Source organism: Isoptericola sp. b408 (assembly GCF_030588085.1).
GTDB classification, from domain to species: domain Bacteria; phylum Actinomycetota; class Actinomycetes; order Actinomycetales; family Cellulomonadaceae; genus Isoptericola; species Isoptericola sediminis.
The window spans coordinates 339,167-361,925 of sequence record NZ_JAUQYQ010000001.1; the positions used below are offsets into that span (position 1 = coordinate 339,167).

At 74.2% G+C, this 22,759-nt stretch carries 22 protein-coding genes; 12 read left to right on the forward strand and 10 right to left on the reverse strand.

Going from position 1 to position 22,759, the window contains the following annotated elements:
* Positions 1–21 precede the first annotated feature (21 nt).
* Together Q6347_RS01610 and Q6347_RS01615 are read left to right on the forward strand one after the other, a co-directional pair.
* Complete coding sequence (locus Q6347_RS01610; RefSeq protein WP_304606470.1) at positions 22–1,212, forward strand: NYN domain-containing protein; 1,191 nt, start codon at positions 22–24, stop codon at positions 1,210–1,212.
* A gap of 47 nt (positions 1,213–1,259) precedes the next feature.
* Positions 1,260–1,907, forward strand: coding sequence for a 1-acyl-sn-glycerol-3-phosphate acyltransferase (locus Q6347_RS01615; protein WP_304602932.1), 648 nt, complete (start codon positions 1,260–1,262; stop codon positions 1,905–1,907).
* Positions 1,908–1,982: 75 nt separating this feature from the next.
* On the opposite strand, the gene Q6347_RS01620 is transcribed toward Q6347_RS01615, so the two are convergent.
* Positions 1,983–3,104, reverse strand: coding sequence for an App1 family protein (locus Q6347_RS01620; RefSeq protein WP_304606471.1), 1,122 nt, complete (start codon positions 3,102–3,104; stop codon positions 1,983–1,985).
* 77 nt (positions 3,105–3,181) lie between these two features.
* On the opposite strand from Q6347_RS01620, the gene Q6347_RS01625 reads away from it, so the two are divergent.
* Positions 3,182–3,640, forward strand: a complete 459-nt coding sequence (locus Q6347_RS01625; RefSeq protein WP_304602930.1) for a hypothetical protein — start codon at positions 3,182–3,184, stop codon at positions 3,638–3,640.
* A gap of 30 nt (positions 3,641–3,670) precedes the next feature.
* On the forward strand, positions 3,671–4,141 hold the full coding sequence (locus tag Q6347_RS01630) for a hypothetical protein (RefSeq protein WP_304602929.1): 471 nt from the start codon (positions 3,671–3,673) through the stop codon (positions 4,139–4,141).
* On the opposite strand, the gene Q6347_RS01635 is transcribed toward Q6347_RS01630, so the two are convergent.
* Together Q6347_RS01635 and Q6347_RS01640 are read right to left on the reverse strand one after the other, a co-directional pair.
* Positions 4,117–4,695 (reverse strand): DNA-3-methyladenine glycosylase I, encoded by a 579-nt coding sequence (locus Q6347_RS01635; protein ID WP_304602928.1) that lies wholly within the window; start codon positions 4,693–4,695, stop codon positions 4,117–4,119. The genes Q6347_RS01630 and Q6347_RS01635 overlap by 25 nt on opposite strands.
* 38 nt (positions 4,696–4,733) lie before the next feature.
* Complete coding sequence (locus Q6347_RS01640; protein WP_171246739.1) at positions 4,734–5,255, reverse strand: O-acetyl-ADP-ribose deacetylase; 522 nt, start codon at positions 5,253–5,255, stop codon at positions 4,734–4,736.
* Positions 5,256–5,325: 70 nt separating this feature from the next.
* On the opposite strand from Q6347_RS01640, the gene Q6347_RS01645 reads away from it, so the two are divergent.
* Entirely contained in the window at positions 5,326–6,630 is a 1,305-nt protein-coding gene (locus Q6347_RS01645) for a DUF2254 domain-containing protein (RefSeq protein ID WP_304606472.1), read from the forward strand.
* 62 nt (positions 6,631–6,692) lie between these two features.
* On the opposite strand, the gene Q6347_RS01650 is transcribed toward Q6347_RS01645, so the two are convergent.
* The 3 genes from Q6347_RS01650 to Q6347_RS01660 form a co-directional block, all read right to left on the reverse strand.
* A complete protein-coding gene (locus Q6347_RS01650) occupies positions 6,693–6,923 on the reverse strand; it encodes a PspC domain-containing protein (protein ID WP_171246750.1) in 231 nt (76 codons plus the stop codon).
* 75 nt (positions 6,924–6,998) lie between these two features.
* Positions 6,999–11,594 (reverse strand): ATP-dependent RNA helicase HrpA, encoded by a 4,596-nt coding sequence (gene hrpA / locus Q6347_RS01655; protein ID WP_369810790.1) that lies wholly within the window; start codon positions 11,592–11,594, stop codon positions 6,999–7,001.
* 36 nt (positions 11,595–11,630) lie between these two features.
* The gene (locus Q6347_RS01660; RefSeq protein ID WP_304606474.1) at positions 11,631–12,107 is read right to left on the reverse strand and encodes a hypothetical protein; all 477 of its coding nucleotides are present in this window, start codon (positions 12,105–12,107) and stop codon (positions 11,631–11,633) included.
* A 209-nt stretch (positions 12,108–12,316) separates the two neighbouring features.
* Here Q6347_RS01660 and Q6347_RS01665 point away from each other — a divergent pair, with 209 nt between their 5' ends.
* Entirely contained in the window at positions 12,317–13,165 is an 849-nt protein-coding gene (locus Q6347_RS01665; RefSeq protein ID WP_304606475.1) for a siderophore-interacting protein, read from the forward strand.
* 19 nt (positions 13,166–13,184) lie between these two features.
* Here the strand turns inward: Q6347_RS01665 and Q6347_RS01670 are convergent, their stop codons facing one another.
* Positions 13,185–13,463, reverse strand: coding sequence for a YrhK family protein (locus Q6347_RS01670; RefSeq protein WP_171246754.1), 279 nt, complete (start codon positions 13,461–13,463; stop codon positions 13,185–13,187).
* Between the two features lie 58 nt (positions 13,464–13,521).
* Between Q6347_RS01670 and Q6347_RS01675 the strand changes: the two genes are divergently transcribed.
* Positions 13,522–14,769, forward strand: coding sequence for an amidohydrolase (locus Q6347_RS01675; RefSeq protein ID WP_304606476.1), 1,248 nt, complete (start codon positions 13,522–13,524; stop codon positions 14,767–14,769).
* A gap of 23 nt (positions 14,770–14,792) precedes the next feature.
* Here the strand turns inward: Q6347_RS01675 and Q6347_RS01680 are convergent, their stop codons facing one another.
* The 3 genes from Q6347_RS01680 to Q6347_RS01690 all read right to left on the reverse strand — a co-directional run bounded on the left by Q6347_RS01680 (position 14,793) and on the right by Q6347_RS01690 (position 17,754).
* Positions 14,793–15,278 carry a hypothetical protein gene (locus Q6347_RS01680; protein ID WP_304602921.1) on the reverse strand — a complete coding sequence of 162 codons (486 nt, stop codon included), beginning with the start codon at positions 15,276–15,278 and terminating at the stop codon, positions 14,793–14,795.
* 116 nt (positions 15,279–15,394) lie between these two features.
* The gene (locus Q6347_RS01685; protein ID WP_304606477.1) at positions 15,395–16,969 is read right to left on the reverse strand and encodes an urea amidolyase family protein; all 1,575 of its coding nucleotides are present in this window, start codon (positions 16,967–16,969) and stop codon (positions 15,395–15,397) included.
* On the reverse strand, positions 16,966–17,754 hold the full coding sequence (locus tag Q6347_RS01690) for a LamB/YcsF family protein (RefSeq protein ID WP_171246758.1): 789 nt from the start codon (positions 17,752–17,754) through the stop codon (positions 16,966–16,968). The genes Q6347_RS01685 and Q6347_RS01690 overlap by 4 nt, the downstream gene beginning before the upstream one ends.
* Before the next feature lie 181 nt (positions 17,755–17,935).
* Between Q6347_RS01690 and Q6347_RS01695 the strand changes: the two genes are divergently transcribed.
* From Q6347_RS01695 to Q6347_RS01715, 5 genes are all read left to right on the forward strand, one after another.
* Entirely contained in the window at positions 17,936–20,236 is a 2,301-nt protein-coding gene (locus Q6347_RS01695) for a M15 family metallopeptidase (protein WP_304606478.1), read from the forward strand.
* Complete coding sequence (locus Q6347_RS01700; RefSeq protein ID WP_304602918.1) at positions 20,233–20,571, forward strand: DUF2087 domain-containing protein; 339 nt, start codon at positions 20,233–20,235, stop codon at positions 20,569–20,571. Before Q6347_RS01695 ends, Q6347_RS01700 begins: the two co-directional genes overlap by 4 nt.
* Positions 20,568–21,062, forward strand: coding sequence for an aminoacyl-tRNA deacylase (locus tag Q6347_RS01705; protein WP_304606479.1), 495 nt, complete (start codon positions 20,568–20,570; stop codon positions 21,060–21,062). Before Q6347_RS01700 ends, Q6347_RS01705 begins: the two co-directional genes overlap by 4 nt.
* 133 nt (positions 21,063–21,195) lie before the next feature.
* Positions 21,196–21,567: an STAS domain-containing protein gene (locus Q6347_RS01710; protein ID WP_171246762.1), complete on the forward strand. Its 372-nt coding sequence runs from the start codon at positions 21,196–21,198 to the stop codon at positions 21,565–21,567.
* 54 nt (positions 21,568–21,621) lie between these two features.
* Positions 21,622–22,755 carry a DNA glycosylase AlkZ-like family protein gene (locus Q6347_RS01715; protein WP_304606480.1) on the forward strand — a complete coding sequence of 378 codons (1,134 nt, stop codon included), beginning with the start codon at positions 21,622–21,624 and terminating at the stop codon, positions 22,753–22,755.
* Positions 22,756–22,759: the final 4 nt, after the last annotated feature.

A 22,759-nucleotide genomic window follows, 5' to 3' on the forward strand; every position in this document is an offset into this window, starting at 1 on the left:
CTGGGCCGTAGGGTGGGGGTCATGGAACGTGAAGAGCGCCTGGCTGTCTTCCTCGACTACGAGAACCTGGCGCTCGGCGCCCGGGAGCACCTGGGTGGGATGCAGTTCGACTTCGGTCCGATCGCGGACGCCCTGGCCGTGCGCGGCCGGGTCGTGACCCGCCGGGCGTACGCCGACTGGTCCTACTTCGACGAGGACCGCCGCATGCTCACCCGCCACCAGGTCGAGCTCATCGAGATGCCGCAGCGCATGGGGGCGTCGCGCAAGAACGCCGCCGACATCAAGATGGTCGTCGACGCGATCGAGATGGCGTTCGAACGCGACTACATCACCACGTTCGTCATGTGCACCGGCGACTCGGACTTCTCCCCGCTGGTCACCAAGCTGCGCGAGCTCGACAAGAACGTCATCGGCGTCGGCGTGGAGAAGTCCACGTCCCGCCTGCTGCCGGGGGCCTGCGACGAGTTCCTCTTCTACGACCGGCTCGAGGGCGTCGACGTGCCCGACGAGGCCGAGCAGTCAGCGCGCAAGAAGTCGTCGGGCAGGAAGTCCGGCGCCGCCACGGGGGCGACGGCTCGTGGCGGCCGACGGACCACGACCCCGACCACGGCCGCCGAGGCCATCGAGGCCCCGGCATCGGGCGCGAAGAGCCGACGCAAGAAGGCCGAGCCGGCGCCCGAACCGGCGCCGCAGGCCTCCTTGGCGCCCGAGGTCGACGAGGACGACACCCCCGCCGGCGAACCGCCGAGCATGGAGGTCAAGGTCGCCCAGACGCTCGCCGGGCTGCAGGCCTCCTCGTCCGGCTCCGTCACGGCGTCCCAGCTCAAGCGCACGCTGGTGCGCAAGGAGCCGACGTTCACCGAGTCCGACTACGGGTTCCGGACGTTCACGGAGTTCCTGCGCTACCTCGCCGACCGAGACTTCGTCGTGCTGTCCGAGGGACCGTCGACGGGTGACCCCGTGGTCGAGCTGCCCGCGCAGCCGGACAGCGCCCACGCGTTCGACCTGCTGCGGGTCGTCGTCGGCGAGGCCGGGGACAGCACGCCGCTGTCCGGGCTGAAGAACCTGCTGCGCAAGCAGCGTCCGGACTTCTCCGAGAAGGCACTCGGCTACCGGGGCTTCCTGCAGTTCTGCCGCGGTGCGGAGGAGGCGGGTGCCGTGAAGCTGGCCTGGGACGACGACGCCGAGGACTACCTCGTCAGCCTCGGCTGAGACGCCGACGCGGACGGTCGCCGGACCGGCTCGGGCACAATAGGCCGGTGACCTACCGCGTCCTCAAGCTGATCCTGTCGCTCCTGGTGTACGTGTTTCTGCGGCCCCGGGTCACGGGGCTGCACCACGTGCCGCGACGCGGGCCGGTCATCCTCGCGAGCAACCACCTGTCGTTCATCGACTCGATCATCATCCCGCTGGTGACCCCGCGGCACGTCACGTTCATCGCGAAGGCCGAGTACTGGACCGGTCGGGGGCTCAAGGGGCGCGTCTACCGCTGGTTCTTCACCACCATGGGTCACATCCCCGTGGACCGCGAGGACCCCCGTGCCGGACAGCGCTCCCTGCAGGACGCCCTGCTGGTGCTGCAGCGCGGGGACGCGTTCGGGATCTACCCCGAGGGGACCCGGTCCCGCGACGGCCGGCTGCACAAGGGGCACACGGGTGTGGCCTGGCTGGCGCTGGCCGGACCCGCGCCGATCGTGCCGGTGGCGCTGCGCGGGACCGACCGGGTCCAGCCGGTCGGCCGGCGCCTGCCCCGACCGTACCGGGGGATCCAGGTCGACTTCGGGACCCCGATCGCGCCGCAGCGGCAGCTCCCCGCCGGCATGCGGCCGGCGCAGGCCCGCCGCGAGCTCACCGACGAGGTCATGGCCTCGATCCACGCCATGAGCGGTCAGGAGCTCGGCGCCTGACCACCGCCGGCCGGCCGGCCGCATCCCGGCGCGAGTGAGTACCAGGCTCGGCGAGTCAGCACGGCACGGCGCGACTCAGTCCCGGAGCACCCCGGGCACCCGGCCGAGACCCCGCGCGAGGACGGTGCCGTCCTCGCCCCGGATCACCGGTGTCGGGGCCGCCGCGTCGTCCAGCGGGTCCGTCGTCCCGGACGCGGGGTCGGTGACCGGGGCGCGGTCCGCCCCGGCGACCTGCCGGATCGCGACGGCGGCGATCCGGTCCGGCCACCGGTCGACGGCTTCCGCGTAGATCTCCGGGTCGTGCTGCCCGTTGTCCCCGACGAGCAGCCAGCGCACGTGCGGGAACCACGACATGAGCAGGTCGAGGCTGGCGGCCTTGTGCTCCCGGCCGCTGCGGAACCACCCGGTGAGCGTCGGCCCCCAGTCGGTCAGCAGCATCGGCCCGGCAGGGTAGTCCTCCCGCGCGAGGAACGCCCGCAGCGCCCCGGCCGTGTTCCAGGCGCCGTTGGAGACGTAGAAGAACGCGCCCGCGGGATGGGTCTCCTCGAGCTCCCGGTACAGCGCCGCCATGCCGGGCACCGCGCGGCGGGAGCCCGCCCGGCGCACGAACGTGTTCCAGGTGGCCAGGAGCGGACGGGGGACACCGGTGACCAGCGTCGTGTCGTCGATGTCGCTGACGACGCCGAACCGTGTCTCCGGGCCGAGGACCAGCACGGGGGCGGGTACCTCCGGTCCGTCCGGCGACCCCAGGCTGGACAGCTCGGCCTCCTGCAGCCCGGCCGGCAACGGCTCCCGGGAGGGCAGGTCCAGCTCGAGGTCGACGTACCCGGACCGGTCGGTCACGTCCTCGACCTCGTGCCCACCGATCCGGACCCGGACCGGGCTGTCGGGTGCCGGCACCGTGAGGAAGTGCCGGAAGCCGCGGCGCAGCGGCCGTCGCTCGTCGCGCCGGGACGCGCCGGCCGGGGCCAGGAGCATCCGGGCCAGCACCCGGACCCGTTCGGGCGAGCCGTACCCGGTGTACACCTGGAACCGGGGACGCCAGCCGAAGCGGCGCAGCACGCGGCCCGCGACGGCGTAGAGGCGGTCCTCGACGACGGCGGCCAGGTGGGGGCGCTGGGACGGGTGCGCCGTCGGGGTGGCGCGCAGGTCGTCGTGGGGGGCTCCGGTCACCGCGTCCTGCGAGAACTCATCCATGGCGTCATTCGACCAGGTCGGAGCCGTCCGCGCGCGTTGCGCTGCACCGCCGCGGCGCCGGTGCGACGATCGGCGGCATGGACCTCGCCGAGCTCACCAGGCCGACCCCCACCTCGCTGCCCCGGACGATCGCCCGACTCTGGCTCGGCACGGCCCTGCTCGGCGCCGGCGTCGCGCACCTCACCGTGGCCCGGGAGGAGTTCCAGGCCCAGGTGCCGGGATGGTTCCCGGTCGACGAGGACGTCACGGTGCTGGCCTCGGGCGTCGTCGAGATCGTCATCGGCGGGTCCCTGGTCGCCCTGTCCCGGTGGAAGGTCGCGGTGGGGCTCGTCGCGGCGGCCTTCTTCGTCGTGATCTTCCCCGGCAACGTGGCGCAGTGGCTCGAGCACAGGGACGGCTTCGGCCTGGACACAGACGCCAAGCGCTTCGGCCGGCTGTTCTTCCAGCCGGTGCTCGTGGCGCTGGCCCTGTGGTCGACCGGGGCCTGGTCCGCGGCGCGACGGGCCCTGCGCGACGGCCGGGGTTCCGAGGGGTGAGCAGCGGGCAGCCGTGCCTAGCATGCAGCGATGAGTGACACCGACCTGCCCGACGGCGAGCACACGACGCCCCCCGGTGTCTCCGACGCCACGGTCGAGGCGCTCGGCGCGCTGAGCGAGGCGTTGGAGACGGTCGAGCGCGCCCGTGGGCACCTGTACACCTTCCACCAGCTCACCGGCGAGGCGGACCTGGCGCTCGGTGCCGCTGTCGACCAGCTCCGCGAGGCCGGGCACGACGAGGTGGCGCGGCGGATCGCCGACGACCTCGTCGGCCGCAACGTGCTCCCGGGCCGCTGGACCTTCCAGATCGTCGAGGAGTACGACGACGGGTACTGGCAGGTGTTCCGCGACCACGAGCGGCGTGCCCGCGAGGAGCTCGCCGGAGGTGTGCGGCACCTCGCCGAGGCACGGATGAAGCAGGACCGCCGGACCGCCGGGCACCCGGGGCACGAGGTGTCACCGGGGGACGCCGAGCGCTATCGCCCGGACGCGACCCCCTGACCGGTGACGACGGGGCACGTGGCCAGGTGGTCGTCGACCAGCCCGCACGCCTGCATGGCCGCGTACGCCGTCGTCGGCCCGAAGAACCGGAACCCCTCGGCCTTGAGGGCCTTCGCCAGGGCGACCGACTCCGGTGTCGTGGCGGGGACCTCGGCGTGCGTCGCGGGGCGCTCGTCCCGCGGCGGCGGGGCGAAGGACCAGAACAGCTCGTCGAGGCTCCGGCCCGCCGCGTGCAGGGCGACGACGGCCCTGCCGTTCGCGACCGTCGCCTCGATCTTGGCCCGGTTGCGCACGATGCGGGCGTCGGACATCAGCCGCTCCACGTCGTCCGGCGTCATGGCCGCGACCGCTGCCGGTTCGAAGCCGAGGAAGACCTCACGGAACGCCTCGCGCTTGCGCAGGATCGTCAGCCACGACAGTCCCGACTGGAACCCCTCCAGCGCGATGCGTTCGAGCAGGGCGCTCTCCCCGTGCACGGGGAGACCCCACTCGGTGTCGTGGTACTCCGCGTAGAGCGGGTCGCCGTCGCCGAAGCATCGTGCAGCCGTGGTCATGCCCGCAGCCTGCCGCACGCCACCGACGTCCGCCCGGCTCATCCGTCCAGGGCGCGGGCGAAGGCCGCTCGGACCTCCGCGCTGAACAGCACGAACCGCACCTCGTGGAGCGCTGCCGGGTTCTCCTCGTCCCAGACCCGCACGGTCTCGACCGCGATCCGCGCGACGTCCTCCGCGTCCCAGCCGAAGACGCCGGCGCCGATCGCCGGGAACGCGACCGTGCGGGACGCGGCGTCCGCCGCGAGTCCGAGGGACGTGCGGAAGCAGGAGGAGAGCAGCTCGGGGTCGGTCTCGCCCCGGTGCCGGTTCGGGCCGACGGTGTGGACCACCCAGTCGGCCCGCAGGTCGAACCCCGGTGTCACGACGGCGTCGCCCACCCCGAGCCCCTCGGGCAGGGTCGTACGTCGCAGCTCGCGACAGGCCTCCAGCAGCCGCGGCCCGGCCGCGGCGTGGATGGCGCCGTCCACGCCGCCGCCGCCCAGCAACGAGGAGTTGGCCGCGTTGACGATCGCGTCCACCGCGGCGGTGGTGATGTCGCCCTGCTCGTGCGTGATCCTCATGTCGTCCTCCTGGGATCGGGCCGCCGTCGCCTTCTTCGACCGTACTCCGTCGCCCGGCTACGGTGAGCCCATGATCAGCGCCTGGTTGTCCCGTGCGCGGGAGTCCTTCTGGTTCCTGCCCGCCGTGCTCGGAGCAGTCGCGCTCGTGACCGCCAGGGCGATGGTCGTCGTCGACCGGACCCTGCAGGATGCCGGGATCACCCTGACGCTGCTGGACTCCCTCAGCGCCGACGGGGGGCGGGCGGTCCTCACCGCCATCGCGGGGTCGGTGCTGACCGTGGCCGCGACGTCCTTCTCGATCACGATCTCGGTCATGGCCACCACGTCCTCGGTGTACGGGCCGCGGCTCGTGCGCAACTTCATGGCGGACCGCGCGAACCAGTGGGTGCTGGCGACCTTCACCGCGACGTTCCTGTACGCCCTCGTCGTGCTGGGCGACATCCAGCCGCAGGGGTCCGGAGAGTCCGTCCCGACCCTCGCCATCCACCTCGCGATCGTCCTGGCCGTCGTCAACGTCGCCGTGCTGGTGTTCTTCATCCATCACATCGCGCAGTCCGTCCAGGTGACCACGTTGGAGCAGCGGGTCCGGCACGAGCTCGAGACGGCCGTGGACCGGGTGTTCCCGGCCGACCCCGCCGACCACCAGGTCACGGCCGACGCCGAGCTCGACGGACCGCCGCAGGTGCGGGCGAACGGGAGCGGTCACGTCGAGCACGTCGATCTCGCCGGGCTGGTGCGGAGCGCGAAGGCTTGCGACGGGCGGATCGAGCTCGTCGTCGGCCCCGGGGACCACGTGATCGAGGGCGAGCCGCTCGCCCGCGTGCGGGGCGACCTGGACGGCCTGACCGACGCCGTGCGCACCGGGGTCGTCCTCGGACCGGCCCGGACCCCGCACCAGGACGTCGGCTTCGCCGTGCAGGACCTCACGGAGATGGCCGTCCGTGCGCTGTCCCAGGGTGCCAACGACCCGTACACGGCCGCCTCGGCGCTGGACGCGCTGGGCAACGGGCTCGTCCGGGTCGTGTCCCGGGAGCCGGCGCCGCGCGGGCGGACCGACGCGGACGGCACGGTGCGCCTCGTCGTCCCGTGGCCGACGGCGGAGGAGCTCGTCCGGTCGGTCGTGACCGCGCTGCGGACCTACGGGGTGGACGCGCCGGTCGCGCTCGATGCGCTGCTGCGGCTGCTCGAGCGTCTCGAGGAGGCCGCGGAACGGTCCGCGGTGCGCGAGGCGATCCGCGAGCAGGTCGAGGTGCTGCGCGCGGCCTACGTGGCGAGCGAACCCCTGGACGCGGACGCCACCCCCGTGCTCGAGCGGATGGACGCGCTGCAGGGGCGGCTCGGCGCGGCGTCGGGCCTGTCGACCTCCGAGCGATGAGCCGCGGGCCGGTCGGCGGCCGGTGACCGGGCGGCGACCGCGTCCCGCTGGTCAGCCCCCGGTCAGGCCGCGAACGCCTTGCGCTCGTCCGGCATGAGGATCCAGAACACGATGTACGCCAGCACCTGCGGGCCGGGGATGAAGATGGACGCGACGGTCAGGACCCGGACGAGGGTCCGGTCCCACCCGAAGTAGTCCGCGATGCCGGCGCACACGCCGCCGATGACTCGGCCCTGGCGGGGGCGGTAGAGCTTGCGGGAACTGGCTGCGGAGTCCTTCTGCGGATTGCTCATGGTCCGACCCTAGGCGGGACGACGACGCTCCGGCATCCGGGAACGCCCTGGTCCGACCCTGATCACGAGGTCCGCCTACCAGCCTCCGGGGGTGAGCACCTTGCGGATCCGCTTCTCGCTGACCGACCCGTCGGTGCCGAGCTGCTGGGCGAACAGCGAGACCCGCAGCTCCTCCAGCAGCCACCGGACCTCGGCCAGCTCGGCGACGCGGGCCGGGTCGGCGGCCCCGGCGGCGTAGGCCTCGCGCGCCTTCTCGTACACGCCGGTGACGTCCTGGACGCGCCACGCCAGCTCGGCGTCGCGGTGGGGGTTCGCCTCGGCCTTCTCCAGCCGGTACGAGGCAGCGCGCAGGTAGCGCACGAGATGCGGCACGCGGCGCGGCGGGGTCGCGGAGACGAAACCGTCGTGGACCAGGCCCGCGACGTGCTCCCGGATGCCCTGGAGGGTGTTGAGCAGCGCGAGGGACGAGGACGCCTTGACCTCGCTCTCGACCGTCCGCCAGGCGGTGAGGGCGGCGACGACGTGGCCCACGACCCGGTGCACCTCGTCCTCCAGGTGCCGGCGCACGAACGCGAGGGCCTTCGCGTACGAGTCCGCATCACGAATCTGTACAGCGACGGGTCCCCCGGTCGGCGTCCCGGGAGCCTTGTCCTCGTCCGCGCTGGTCAGCGCGATGACGGCGGCGAGCTGCAGGTCGTCGACCAGGGCGTCGGTGTTCCGGTACGGGGCGGCCGCCAGCGTCAGCGACTGCTTCGCGGACCACCGCGAGGTGATGCGCCCGGTCGGCAGCGCCGTCTCGGACAGCAGCAGCCGGCGCACCCCGCGGGCGTGCGCTTCGTCCTGCTCCGCGGCGGCGGCCAGCACCCGCAGCGCCACCGACGGGGGCGAGCCCTTCGCCCCCGGCTCCTCGACCAGCGCGGGGTACCCCTGCACGACGACGCCTCCGCCAAGATCCGTGGACACCGTCCGGGGCAGCTCACCACCCGGCAGCTCCGGCCACGTGGTCAGCCCCGCCTGCTCCGCCACGACGGACCCAGCACCGGAAGCCCCGGCGCTGGTACCGCCGTCGGACCGCCCGGACCCGGACGAACCTGCGGAGCCGGGGGTCGGGGTGTCGGCTGCGCCGCCGTCCAGCCGTAGCGGAGGGCCCCCCGGGGCCCGTGAGCGAGGCGGCGCGTCCGACGCCTCGACCCCGGGCGCTCCAGAGCGACCTGAGGTGGCCCGCGCCGCCTCCTCGAGCGCCACGCCGACCGCCCCCTTCACGGCCGACCGCACCGCCGCCTCCGCCTGCGGCGCGAGCTTCTTCTGCAGCGAGAGCAGGTCCTTCGACTCGTCGAGCACGACGGGACCGGTCGACCGCGCGGCGCCCCGTCCGCGCTGCTTCTTCCCGGACTTGCGGCGGCCACCACCGGCCGGCCCGCCGTCGCGTGCGCGGCCGTCGGCGTCCGCGGTGCCCTCGACCCGGAACGTCATCCGCAGGTGGCCGGGCAGTCGCTCGACCCGCTCGTCGTCCCAGACGTCGTCCGGGATCACCACGTCGCGCAGCGCCCGGACGGCCCGGGAGAACTCGACGTGGAACGGCGAGGCCATGTCGCCCGCCCGGGTCATGTCCTCCCAGGTGGGGGTGTTCTCCCGCAGCCAGCCGGCGACCGCGGCGCCGACGTCGGGTGCCGGCACGAGCTCGCGGCGCACGGCCTTGGGCAGCGACCGGATGGTGGCCGTGCACAGCTCGTCGAGCAGCCCGGGCACCATCCAGTCGAACCCGTCGGGGGAGACCCGGTTGAGGATCGACAGCGGGATGTGGACCGTGACGCCGTCGGCGTCGGTCCCGGGCTGGAACTGGTAGGTCAGCGGCAGGGTGACCTCGCCCTGGGTCCACGTCTCCGGGAACTCGGAGGTGTCCACCGCCTCGGCGTCGACGAGCTGGTCGAGCGTGAAGGTCAGCAGGTCCGGGTCGTCGCGGCGGGCCTTCTTCCACCAGGAGTCGAAGTGCCGGGCGCTGACCACGGACTCGGGGACCCGTTCGTCGTAGAACGCGTACAGGTCGTCCTCGGAGGCGACCAGCCCGCGCCGACGCGACCGCGCCTCGAGCTCCTCGGCCTCGGCGAGCAGCCGACGGTTCTCGGCGAAGAAGGCGTGGTGCGTGGTCCACTGCCCCTCGACCAGAGCGTGCCGGATGAACATCTCCCGCGCCGCCTCGGGATCGACCTTGCCGTACAGGATCTTGCGGTCCGCGACGATCGGGACGCCGTAGAGCAGCACCTTCTCCACGGCCACGGCGGCACCCTGCTTGGTCGACCAGTGCGGGTCGGAGTAGGTGCGTCTGCCCAGGTCGCCGGCGAGCTCCTCGGCCCACTCGGGCTGGATGCGCGCGACGTCGCGGGCCCACAGCCGGGACGTCTCGACGAGCTCGCCGGCCATGATCCACGCCGGCGGCTTCTTGCTCAGGGGGGAACCGGGGAAGATCGCGAACCGGGCGCCACGTCCGCCGAGGTACTCGTTCCGGGCCCGCTTGGCGGCCTGGCGCAACGCCCGCGCCCGGGCCTCCCCCCGCAGGTGTGCCACGGAGGACGCCTTGATCTCGCCGGTGTCCTGCATGCCGATCTGGGACAGCAGCCCGGACAGCAGCGCCCGGTGGATGGTGTCGCCGTCCCAGGGCCGCTTCCAGCTCTCCGCGTCCGGCGCCGCGCCGTCGGTCTCGGAGGGGCCGGTCGTGGCCGGGCGGTAGCGCATGTCGACGTCGAGCTGTTTCGCCATCTGCCGCAGCTGGGCGACGACGTCCTGCCACTCGCGCACCCGCAGGAAGTTGACGTACTCGCTCTTGCACAGCCGGCGGAAGGCCGAGGAGCCCATCTGGTGCTGCTGCTCGCGCAGGTACTCCCACAGGTTCAGATAGGTGAGGAAGTCCGACGTCGGGTCGGTGAACCGGGCGTGCGACTGGTCGGCCTGCTCGCGGGAGTCGGCGGGACGCTCCCGCGGGTCCTGGATCGACAGCGCCGCGGCGATGATGGCGACCTCGCGGGCGACGCCGAGCCGTGACCCCTCGAGGACCATCCGGGCGAGCCGCGGGTCCATGGGCAGCCGGGCCAGCCGGCGTCCGACGTCGGAGAGCCGGGTCTCCCCGTCGCGCAGGGTGAGGGCGCCGAGCTCGGCCAGCAGATTCACGCCGTCGCGGACGGCGCGCGTGTCCGGGGGCTCGACGAACGGGAACCGTGCGACGTCGTCGGGGGAGCCGACCACGCCCACCGAGATCATCTGCAGCAGGACCGAGGCGAGCGAGGTGCGCAGGATCTCAGGCTCGGTGAACTCCGGGCGGTTCTCGAAGTCCTCCGGCGAGTACAGGCGGATCGCGATGCCGTCGGCCACGCGCCCGGACCGCCCGGAGCGCTGGTTCGCGGAGGCCTGGCTGATCGGCTCGATCGGGAGGCGCTGGACCTTGGTGGCCTTGGAGTACCGCGAGATGCGGGCGGTGCCCGGGTCGACGACGTAGTGGATGCCCGGCACCGTCAGCGACGTCTCGGCGACGTTCGTGGACAGCACGATGCGCCGGCCCGGGTGGGACTGGAACACACGGTGCTGCTCGGCGGACGACAGGCGCGAGTACAGCGGCAGGATCTCGACGTGGTCGGGGCGCTTCGGGTCGCGGACGCGTTCCTTCAGGTGCCCCTCGAGGGCGTCGGCGGCGTCGTGGATCTCGCGCTCGCCGGAGAGGAACACGAGGATGTCGCCGGACCCCTCGCGCATCAGCTCGTCGCAGGCCTCGACGATGCCGGTGACGAGGTCCTTCTCGTCACCGCCGGCCGCCTTCTTCTTCCCGGTGCCCTGCTCGGCGTCGGGCACCAGCGGGCGGTAGCGGATCTCGACCGGGTAGGTGCGGCCGGAGACCTCGACGACGGGGGCGGCGTCGGGCAGCGCCTCGACGACGGCGGGCGGTGCGCCACCGACCTCGGCCAGGTGGGCCGGGGAGAAGTGCGCGGCGAACCGCTCGGAGTCGATGGTCGCGGAGGTGATGACGAGCTTCAGGTCCGGGCGCCGGGGCAGCAGCCGGGACAGGTAGCCGAGCAGGAAGTCGATGTTGAGCGACCGCTCGTGCGCCTCGTCGATGACGATCGTGTCGTAGGCGAGCAGCTCCGGGTCCCGCTGGATCTGCGCCAGCAGGATGCCGTCCGTCATCACCTTGACCAGCGTCTCGTCGGACGAGGTGTCCGTGAACCGCACCTGGTAGCCGACGACACCGCCGAGCTCGACGTCGAGCTCCTCGGCCACCCGCTCGGCGACGGACCGCGCGGCGATGCGTCGGGGCTGCGTGTGCCCGATCTGCCCGGCCCGCCCGCGGCCCAGCTCGAGCAGGATCTTGGGCAGCTGGGTCGTCTTGCCGGACCCGGTCTCGCCGGCGACGACCACCACCTGGTGGTCGCGGATCGCCGCGGCGATGTCCTCGCGTCGGGCCGAGACGGGGAGCTGCTCCGGGTAGGTGATCTCCGGGACGACGACGGCGTCCCGGATCTCCGCGGCACGGTCGAGCTCGGCACGGCTCACACGGGTCGGTCCCGCGGTCCCGGCGCCGGGACCGCGCCCCTTCCCGCGGCCGCGGCGCCGCCGTCGGCTACCGCCCGTCGGGCGACCAGGGTCGCCGACGGGCTGCGGGGCGGGGGAGGGCTCGGTGCTCACGACCTCTCATTGTCGCAAGGGACGCAAGCTGATTGATCAGACGCCGGACAGGACGCCCGACGACACGGTCATCTCGGTGCCCATCGTCCCGAACACGGCGATGAAGAACACGAGGTACCCGATCACCAGGAGCACGCCGATCGACGTGAAGATGATCGACAACCACAGCCCCCACTTGCCCAGGACGTTGTCGTAGCCGACCTTCTTCGAGTCCGACAGCGCCAGCGCGGACACGACGATGCCCGCCGGGGCGAACACGAACGCGAGCACGAAGCCGACGATCCCCATGACCTTGCCCGGGGGGTCCGGGGTGTACGGCGGCGGGTAGCCCGCCGGGGGATAACCGGGCTGCTGCTGCCCGGGCTGCTGCGGGTTCTCCGGCGGGGGCGTGCCGTAGGGGCCGGGCGGCTGCTGCCCGTAGCCGGGCGGCTGCTGCCCGTACCCGGGCGGCGGGTTCGCGCCGGACGGCGGGGTCGGCTCGTCCGGCTGAGGCGGCTGGTACGGATCGCTCACCCCTCCAGTGTCACCGACCTCGCGGTTCGTCGCTCGACGTCCGCCGCCCCGGCGGACCGGGCGCCGGCTGATCCCGCAGACACCGGTCAGCATCGTCGGACGACGAGGTCATCCGGGGCCCGTGGGCGGGTGGAAGGGCTGCTGCGGAAGGTCGGGCGGCGGTGCTCCGTACGGGTCGGGCTGGGCGTCGGGCGTGATGGAATCGGAAGATGTCGTCCCGACCCCGCTCCTCGTTCGACCTCGTCCCGCGACGGGTCCGCGTGCACGCCGTGCACGAGCTGACCGGGTCCATGGTGCGCACGACCCTGCGCGACGTGGACGGCGCCGACCCGGCCGCGCCGTCGTCCCTCGCCGCTCTGCGCGCCCCCGGCCCGGACGACCACGTCAAGGTCTTCCTGCCGGACCCGGCCACCGGCGAGCTGCACGCCCCCACGCTCGCCCCCGACGGCGGCCTGCAGCGGCCCACCGCGGGCGTCTCGGTGTCCCGGGACCTCACCGTCCGCGACGCGCGGACGCGGGACGGCGTGGCCGAGGTCGACCTGGACTGGGTGCTGCACGGCAACGCGGGTCAGGCGTCGGCCTGGGCCGCCCGGGCCGAGGCCGGCGACGAGCTGGTGCTCGCCGGACCGCACGTCAGCCACGGGGCGCCGGACGGCGTCGACCGACTCACGCTGGCCGTCGACGAGACCGGCCTGCCCGCCGCCGCCCGGTGGGTCGCGGCCGTCGGACCGGACGTGCGGGTGACCGCGATCGTCGAGATCGGCGACGACGTCGACGAGGAGTTCGTGGAGTCGGAGCTCGGCGGTGCCGACGTCGAGATCCTCTACCGCACCGACGGCCCGGGCCAGCTCGCCGAGGCGGTCCGTGCCCTGGGTCCCCTGGACGACGGGGAGTACGTCGTCGGGCTGGGTGAGGCCGGGGACCTGGTGCCCGTGCGCCGTCACCTGCGCCGGGAGCTCGGCCTGGGCGCGGACCGCATGTCGATCGCCGGCTACTGGCGTCGCGGCACGGTCAACCACGACCACGAGCAGCCGCTGGATCCCGTCGACCCCGACTGAGCAGCGAGCGGCGACACGCTCAGAAGTCGCGCGCGGTCTCCGCGTGCGGGGAGCCCAGTCGCTGCAGGTGCAGGCGTCGCCGGAGGCGGATCCCCGGGCGCAGGAGCATCTGGATGCTGCCCAGCAGGAACAGCCAGGTGCCGGCGGTGGCCGTGGACTCGGAGAAGAACAGGGCCGAGCCGACGACGAACCACAGGCCGATCAGGACGTCGTTGGCGATGCTGGCGGTCTCGTAGCGCTGCCGGACGACGAGCTCCTCGTGACCGATGCGCAGGGTGATGTCGCGATCCTCGGGCATCTCGCCATGGTGGCACCCGGGAGCGGCGGCGGCACCCGTGGCGCGGCATCATGCCGCCATGAGCACCCTCACCGGCGCCGACCTGACGGCGATCTGCACCGACCTGCACGCCCATCCCGAGCTCGCGTTCGCCGAGCACCGCACCGCCGGGATCGTGGCCGACCGCCTGGGCGACCGGGGGTACGCCGTGCACCGGGGGATCGGCGGTACCGGCGTGGTGGGCGTGCTGGCCAACGGCGACGGGCCGACGGTGCTGCTGCGCGCCGACATGGACGGGCTGCCGGTGACGGAGCGCACCGGCCTGCCGTACGCCTCGCAGGAGACCGGCACCATGCACGCCTGCGGTCATGACGTGCACGTCACCTGTCTGCTGGGTGCCGCCGACGCCCTGGCCGCACGTCGCGGGGAGTGGTCGGGGACGCTGCAGGTGCTGTTCCAGCCCGCCGAGGAGGTCGGCGCCGGGGCGCGGGCCATGGTCGAGGACGGGCTGTACGAGCGGGTGGGGACCCCCGACGTGGTGCTCGGGCAGCACGTGATGCCGTTCCCGGTCGGGACGGTCAACCTCACGCCGGGACCCGCGATGGCCGCGGCCGACTCCCTGCGCGTGACCCTGCACGGACGCGGCGGTCACGGCTCCAGCCCCGAGTCGACGGTCGACCCCGTGCTCCTGGCGGCCGCGGTCGTCCAGCGGCTGCAGGGCGTCGTGTCCCGCGAGGTCGGCATCGCGGAGAAGGCCGTCGTGACCGTGGGGTCGATCCGGGCCGGGACGCAGGCCAACATCATCCCCGACCGGGCCGAGCTGCTGGTCAACGTCCGCACGTTCGACGAGGGCGTGCGCGAGCGGGTGCTCGCGGCCGTGCACCGGATCGTCGACGCCGAGGCCGTGGCCTCGGGGGCGCCGCGACCGCCCGAGTACGAGCAGATCGCCGGGTTCGGGGTGCTGGTCAACGAACCCGAGGCCTCGCACCGCACCGGCGCGGCGCTGGGGGACGTCCTGACGGCGCACGGCGACGCGATCCGCCGGGCCGGCGGGGCTCCCGCCGTGGTCGCCATGCCGCCCATCGCGGGCTCGGAGGACGTCGGGGAGCTGGCGGCGGCCGCCGGGGCCCCGCTCGTCTACTGGCACGTGGGCGGGGCGGATCCGGCGCTCTTCGCCGGTGTCGACCCGGCGTCGCTCGCCGGGATGGGCAGCCTGCCCGCGGGCGTCGCACCGAACCACTCGCCGGAGTTCGCGCCGGTCCTCGACCCGACGCTCGACCTCGGGGTCGCCCTGCTGGTCGGTGCCGCGACCGCCTGGCTCGACTGAGGGCCCTGCCGGACCGGGTCGGGTCAGCCGGCGGCGTCCTCGGTCTCGCCGCGCAGCTCGTCGAGCTGGGTCTGGAGCTGGGCGAGCAGGTCGGCGACCTGCTCGGACCCGGCGGAGCGGGCCTCCTCCGTCGCGTTCGCGACCTCCGCCGAGGCCGCCTCGAGCGCGACCTGCGCGTCCTGCAGCGCCACGACCGCCCCGTCCTCGGACTCCGCGGCCTGGTCGAGGGCGGTGCGGGCCTCGTCCGTGGCGGCCTGAGCCGACGCCACGGCGTCGGTGATGGACGTCTGCACCTCGTCGGGGACGTCGGGAACCTGCTCCTCGAGCTCGCGCAGGTCGCCCTCGATGGCCTCGGCCTGGCTCTGCGCGTCGTCGATGAACTGCTGGACGTCCGCCGGGGCGGAACACGCGCCGAGCATCATCGCCAGGGCGAGCAGGCTGGCGGCGGCGATCCGGGTGGCCCCGCGCTGCTTCGCGCGGGCCGGCGGCATGGTCAGCGTTGACGTCATGGCCCGATTCTGCCTGGTCAGCGCCCTGGGTGCCGGGGGGACGTCGGGGCGACTCGTGGAGATGTTGCGCACAGTGGGCGGTGACGCGGCGTCGTCGACGGATGCCCGGTCGGCGGTCAGGTCCGGACCGGCCGGCACCGGATCCGCGCACCGGGCGGGATCTGGCCGAGCAGCCACCGGTGCGAGGCCGCGACGGTGGCCACGACCGGGTATCCGCCGGTCAACGGGTGGTCGGGTCCGAGCAGCACGGGCAGGCCGTCGGGCGGTACCTGCAGCGCACCGGTCACCGCACCCTCGCTGGGCAGCTCGGCACCCTGTGCCGTCGCGGTCCGGGTGAGCGGCTGCTCCGCGGTCAGACGCAGGCCGACGCGGTCCGACCGGGCCGTCACCTCCCACTCCTGGGAGGCGAGCAGGTCGAGCGCGTCGGGGGTGAACCAGTCGTCCCGGGGGCCGAGGACCACGGGCAGCGTCACGACGTCGCCGGGGGCGGGCAGCCTCTTGGGATCCGGGGCGCCGGTGTCCGCGGTCGCCACGGCCTCGACGGCGTCCCCGGCGGTACCGAGGACGTCCCCGGCGGCGAGCGGGTCCGGTCCCAGGCCGGCGAGCAGGTCGGTGGCACGCGACCCCAGGACCGGGGCGACGTCGAGGCCGCCGCGGACGGCCACGTAGGTGCGCAGCCCCCGGCGCGGCGCGCCGACGGAGAGCTCCTCGCCGGGGGCCAGGACGAACGGCCGGCCGGGGAGCGGAGCCCGGGAGAGCCCGGTCCCGCCGGTCACCTCGAGGTCGGCGGCCGCGCCCGCCGTGGCGACGACGGCGGGGCGCAGGGCGCGCAGCCTCAGGCCGCCGAGCGTCTCCAGCGCGGCGGCGTCCGTCCGGTTGCCGACGGCCCGCTGCGCCGCCCGGAAGCTGCGGGGGTCGGCCGCACCGGAGCCGGAGACCCCGAGGTCCACGCTCCCCGGGCGGCCGAGGTCCTGCACGAGCGTCTGCAGCCCGGGAGCCAGCACCTCCAGCACCGGGTCGGCGGGAGCGCCCGGCGGGGTCGACGGCCGCGGGACGCGGACGGTGGCCACCTCCCGTGCCGGGGCGAAGCGCACGGTGTCCCCGGGCCGCCACAGGGCGGGTGCCCGGCGTGCGGTGTCCCAGACGACGGCGTCGGTCCGCCCGAGCAGCTGCCATCCTCCGGGGCTCTCGCGCGGGTAGACCCCGCTGTAGTCGCCGGCCATGGCCACCGCACCGGGCGGGACCCGCGTGCGGGGCGTGTCCCGGCGCGGCAGGGACAGGGCGGGGTCGTCGCCCGCCAGGTAGCCGAAGCCGGGGGCGAACCCCATGAACGCGACCCGCCACGTGGCGGTCGTGTGCCGGCGGACGAGCTGCTCGACGGACCATCCGAGCAGCTCCGCCGCGGTCGCCAGGTCCTCGCCGTCGTACACCACGGCGAGCTCGTGCCGGTGCGCCTCCTCCGGGTCGGGCGGCGGGTCCGCGGTGAGCGTCCGCAGCGCCCGGGCGAGCGTCGCGGCGTCGGTGCGGCCCGGCGCGAAGGGGATCAGCAGCGTCCGCGCGCCCGGCACGGTGTGCCCGACGCCGGGCAGCGGCCGGCGTCGCAGCGACCGGTGCAGGGCGACGGCCGATCCCGGGGCGTCGAACGTGACCAGGACGGCGTCGTCGCCCACCGGCCGGATCTGCGGCGTCATGACGTCACGAACGGACGCAGGCTCACCCCGGCCCCGGTGAGCACCTCCCGCAGCCGGGCCGCCATCCTCGCGGCGCCCGGGGTGTCGCCGTGCACGCAGATGGAGTCGGCGACGATCGTCACGTCCGTGCCCTCGATCGACCGGACGACACCTTCGTGGACCAGGCGCAGCATCCGGGCGGCGACCTCCTCCGGGTCGTGCAGGACGGCTCCCTCCACGCTGCGCGGCACGAGCCGGCCGGTGGCGGTGTAGGCGCGGTCGGCGAACGCCTCGGCGGCCGTCACGAGACCCGCCGCACGGGCCGCGTCGAGGGCGACGCTGCCGGGCAGGCCCAGCAGGACGAGCTCGGGGTCGACGGTGACGACCGCGGCGGCGACGTCCTCGGCGACCCGCGCGTCGACGGCCGCCGTGTTGTAGAGGGCCCCGTGCGGCTTGACGTAGCGGACCGTGGTGCCCGCGCTGCGGGCGATCTCGCGGATCGCCCCCAGCTGGTAGACGAGGTCGGCCCGGAGCTCGTCGCTGGGCACCTCCAGGTCCCGGCGCCCGAACCCCTCGCGGTCGTTGTAGGCGACGTGCGCCCCGACGGTCACGCCCCGACGGACCGCCGCGTGGACCGTGCGGTGGATGGTCGCCGGGTCGCCCGCGTGGAACGCGCAGGCGATGTTGGCGCTCGAGACGATCTCGAGCATGCGGGCGTCCCCGGCGTGCTCCGAGGTGCTCACGCCCTCGCCCAGGTCGCTGTTCAGGTCGATGCGTCGCGGGGTGTCCGCGTCCGACGTCCTCATGACGCCAGTGTGCCCCGTCCCGGGCCGGGAAAACTTCGCCCGCTCGTCGGTGCCGGAGGGGTGGCGGGCAGCGAATGCGTGGCACACAGTAGGTGGTGGAATGTGACAGGGGCCACGTATCCTCGAGGTGTTGTGCGAAGATGCGTCCAGCCAGGACAAACGGGGTCGAGAAGGGTACGACGTGGCGGACGAGCTCGATTCGACGGAGATCGACAGCGAGGACGTGGCGCGCCCTCTGACGTCCGACGATGCTCATCTCGCCGCGGGCGGTCGCCGTCGCGGACGTCGCCTCGGGCGGGTCGTCGGGGCAGGGGCCGGGGCGGTCGTGCTGGCCGCGGGCTTCATGGCCGGGTCGGTCGCGAGCACGCCCTGGAACGAGTTCCGCCAGCACCCGACGTTCTCCGCACCCGTCCAGAGCGAGCCGCTCGAGCTCGGCGTGGTGGGCGCCGCCTCGCGGTCTGGCCCGGCGTCGATCGACGAGGTCCTGGGTGTCATCGAGCAGGCCGAGCTGACCGCGCTGGAGGACGGACGCGAGCTCGGACCGGAGGTCCAGCAGGCTGCCGCCGAGCTGGGCGCGCTCCTGACGACCTATGTCGCGCAGCAGCAGGCGGAGGCCGTCCCGGGTCTGGACGACGCGGAGCTGCCGGAGGTCGTCGAGCCGGCGCCCGCGGACATCCCGCCGGCCGGTCCGCCCGTGTCCTCGCCCGACGACCTCGTCGCCCCCGAGGAGCTGACCGGGGGGTCCCTCCGTCCGCCTGCCGAGGCGTCCCCGGAGCCGGCCCCGTCGCCGTCCTTCTCCCCGGCCCCGTCGGAGGCCCCGCAGGACGAGAAGGACGCTCCGGAGCAGCAGCAGCAGAAGAGCGCGCCGGAGCAGGACGGCGTGGTCGAGGAGGCCGCCGCCCCGCAGGACGCGGCTCCCGCCCCCGGCGCGGCCCCGACCGCCGAGGTGGACGACGTCGAACCGCTGCCCCAGGACGTCGGCGCCTTCCCGGGACTCGGTCTGCAGCTGCCCACCTGGGAGAGCCTCGTGGAGGGTGAGTCCACGTTCCAGGTCCGCCACGTGTGGCAGGGCGACGCTCTCACGGCCGGCGTGCAGGGCTCGGTCGGCGCGGCTGCCCAGGGCCTCGCGCTCGGGGCCGCCGGCCAGATCGAGACGCACGACGAGGACGCGCACGACCACGGCGCGGTGACCTTCGACGACATCGTCGTGGCGGCGACGCACCTGGCCGCGCTGCTGGACCCGGCCTCCGCGTCCTTCGTCGTCGACATCCGTCCCGCGGTGACCGAGCTGCCCGACGGCACCTTCGTCTCCGACGACGGGGTGGCGGTGACGGCGAACGGTATGCCGCTCACCGGTGCCGGGTCGCTGTCCGCGACGCTCCAGGCGGTCGTCGACCAGCACGCCGGGTCGACCGCGGGCTTCAGCAACGGACGCATCCCGGCCTCCGTGCTCTGCGGGATCGCCTCCGCTCCCGGTCACCTCCTGCGGTGCGACGCCGCCGCCCAGTTCGCCGCCCTCAACGCGGAGTACCGGGCCCGGTTCGGCGTCGACATCCCGATCACCGACTCCTACCGGTCGTACGAGTCGCAGGTCGCGGTCCGGGCCGCCAAGCCGCACCTGGCCGCGGTGCCGGGTACGTCGAACCACGGGTGGGGCCTCGCGCTCGACCTCAGCTCGCCGATCTCGACCGGCTACTCCGCGGAGTACGTCTGGATGCGCGTGCACGCCCCCGACTACGGCTGGGACAACCCGACCTGGGCGCGCCCGAACGGCAGCAAGCCCGAGCCCTGGCACTTCGAGTTCTTCGCTGCCGGTCCGGTTCCCGACCGCGCGGCGTCGAGCCACGACGTGGCCACCGCCGGGGGTGCCGGCTGGTCGTCGAAGGGCTCAGGGTCCACGGCCTCGGGGTCCGGTACCCACAGCACCGGGACGAAGGGCTCGGGATCGAGCACCAAGGACACCTCGGGCGGCGGTTCCAAGAGCACCACGAAGAAGTCCGACGCGAAGAGCGGCTCGACGTCCGAGCCGTCGTCGAGCCCGAAGCCGTCGAGCAGCCCGAAGCCGTCGGCCAGCCCGAGCCCGAAGCCGTCCTCGAGCCCCAAGCCGTCGACCAGCCCGAGCCCGAAGCCGTCCTCGAGCCCCAAGCCGTCGACCAGCCCGAGCCCGTCGTCGAGCCCGACGCCGACCACGAGCCCGTCGCCGTCGACCAGCCCGACCCCGTCCTCGAGCCCGACGCCGACCTCCGGGACGGACAGCTCGGGCACCGACTCGAGCAGCGGATCGACGTCCTCGACCACCAGCTCCTCGACGTCGGAGCAGAGCGCCCCCGAGCCGACCGGCGACGACAGCGAGTACGCCCAGCGCGAGGAGGAGGTCGCGGGTTCCCGCACCGACGGGACCGGTGACGAGCTCGACGCCACCTCGGCGGACGACGGCACGGACGACGGGACCTCGGCGGACGGGTCCGACACGACCCCGTGAACCGGACGTCCTCGAGCGACGACCCGCGGCGGTTCCTCGTGAACGGTCGCCTGGAGCGCAATCCCCGCCGGTGGCGCGACAAGGTCGCCGTGACGGGCTACCTCGCGACCGTCGCGATGCCACGCCTGCTCGAGCCGGTCTCCGAGCGCGAGCTGACCGACCGGCTCGGTGAGCTGGCCCGCGACCCGGTCGCCCTGCGCCGGGCGATGGTCGACCAGGGGCTGGTGAGCCGCACCCGGGACGGAGCGGAGTACTGGCGCACGGTGCGGACCGAGCACGATCCCGAGCCCGACGCCGTCGAGATCGCCGACCGCGCACTGGGCGAGTCCCCGTGAACGACGTCGAGCCCGAACCGGAGCGCCGGGTCCGTGCGGCGCTGGAGGCGTCCGGCCTCGAGTACGTCGTCCGGCGGCACGGGCGCGTGGGCTCCCTCGCCGAGGCGGCGGCCGCCCGGGGCGTGTCGCCGGACCATCTGCTCAAGACGATGGTGGTGCGCCGCGGGGTCGACGACTACCTCTTCGTGCTGGTCCCGGGGGCCCGGACGATCGCCTGGCCCCGGCTGCGGGCGCTGCTCGGCGTCAACCGTCTCTCCATGCCGGACGCCGAGGTCGCGCGGGAGGTCACGGGGTTCGAGCGCGGCACCATCACGCCGTTCGGTGCGCGGCACGCGTGGCCCGTGGTTGCCGATGCGAGGATCCCTGCAGCGGGTACCGTATCCGTCGGGGCCGGTGGCCACGGTGTCGGGGTGACGCTCGACGCCGACGCCTTGCTCAGAGCGCTGAACGCCCAGGTGGCGGACGTCACCGACCCCGAGGCGTCTCCCTGAGCAATCCCCGGCTCCTTCGTGCCGTGTCCCGCTGGACGAACCGGTCGGAGGGGTGAACACTCGATCGTGGTCAGGACCGAAGGGGGCATCCGACCGCGAAGCCCGCCGTTGGCATGACAGGAGCACGAGCCCGATGGACTACGACAGCGCGACGGACATGGACCCGGACGCAGGGTCCGGCATCTCCTGCCAGCACGACGAGGGCGGCACGCTGCTGATGTTGTGGGGCGAGGTGGACGCGGCCCTGCGCGAGTCGGCGAGCGATGCGATGGCGTCGGTCGCCGCCCGGCCGGGAGCGGAGCCGATCGTCCTCGACACCCGTGACGTGACGTTCATCGACTCCTCGGGAGTCGCCTTCATCCTGCAGGTCTACATGTTCGGCGAGGAGGTCGGCGCCCCGGTCCAGCTGCGGTCGCCGTCCGAGGCCGTCACCGAGGTGCTGGAGATGGTCGGCATGGACGGGCGGATCCCGGTGATCGCCGAGGAGCGGGCCACGAGCGCCTGACCGGACACGACCCCGGCGGGCGTGTCCGGCCGTGGGGAGGGGCAGGGTGTTCCCATGAGCGTCGACGCCGCCACCGTCCGGGCGGCCCGGCTGCGGTCCCAGCGGCTGCGCGGACCCGACCTGCCCGACCTGCCGGCCGCCGTCGGACACCTGCTGGCCGTGCAGGGGCAGGAGGTGCGGCCCACGCTCTGGGGGCTCACGCGCCGCCTCGCCACGTCCGCCCGCGGGAACGAGGCCACCGCGCTCGCCGCGCTCGACGACGGGCAGATCCTGCGCACCCACGTCCTGCGACCCACGTGGCACCTCGTGCTGCCCGTCGACGTCCGCTGGCTGCTCGAGCTCACCGCCCCCCGCGTCGCCCGGACGATGGCGTCCACCGAGAGGTCCTGGGGGCTCGACGACCCCGGTCCCGGTGTCGCCGCCGTCGCGGCCGAGGTCGCCACCGGGCCGCGCACCCGCGGCGAGCTCGCGACGGCCCTCGTCGAGCGGGGCGTCCTCGGTGCCGACGCGCCGGGCGTCGCCGTGTCCCACATCCTCATGCACGCCGAGCTGCGGAAGGTGCTGATCAGCGGTCCGGCGGAGCACGGCCGGTCGACCTACGTGGCCTTCGACGACCGTGTCCCGGCCGGCTACGGGCCTCTGGGACACGGTTTCGACCGCGAGTCCGCCGTCCTGGAGCTGTGGCGTCGCTGGCTGCCTGCCCGCGCCTACGCCACGGTCCAGGACCTGTCGCAGTGGTCCGGGCTGACCCGCACGGTGCTACGTGCCGGGCTGGCCGTGCTGCGGGACCTGGGCGAGGTCGTGGAGGTCCCGGGCGCGGAGGACCTCGACGGGCTGACCCTGGTCACGACCCCGGCCGTGCACGAGTCCGTCGTGTCCGGCGCCCCCGCGGCGCCGTCCGGCGGGCGTGTCGCCGACCTGCTGTGCGCCTACGACGAGCTGCTGAGCTCCTACGGCGAGACCCGCCGCGTCCTCGCGGACCCCCGCGCGCCCGAGCCGGGGCGACGGAACGCCTTCGTCCACACCGTGCTGATCGACGGGCGGCGCTCGGCGCGGTGGCGCTGGCCGGGCGGACCGCCCCGGCCGGGTGGACCGGAGCTGCAGTGGCAGCGGGCTCCCGAGGCGCCCGACCGAGCCGCCGTGGCGCGTGTCACCGTCGACCTCGAGGCCTTCCTGCGCGCGGTCTGACCAG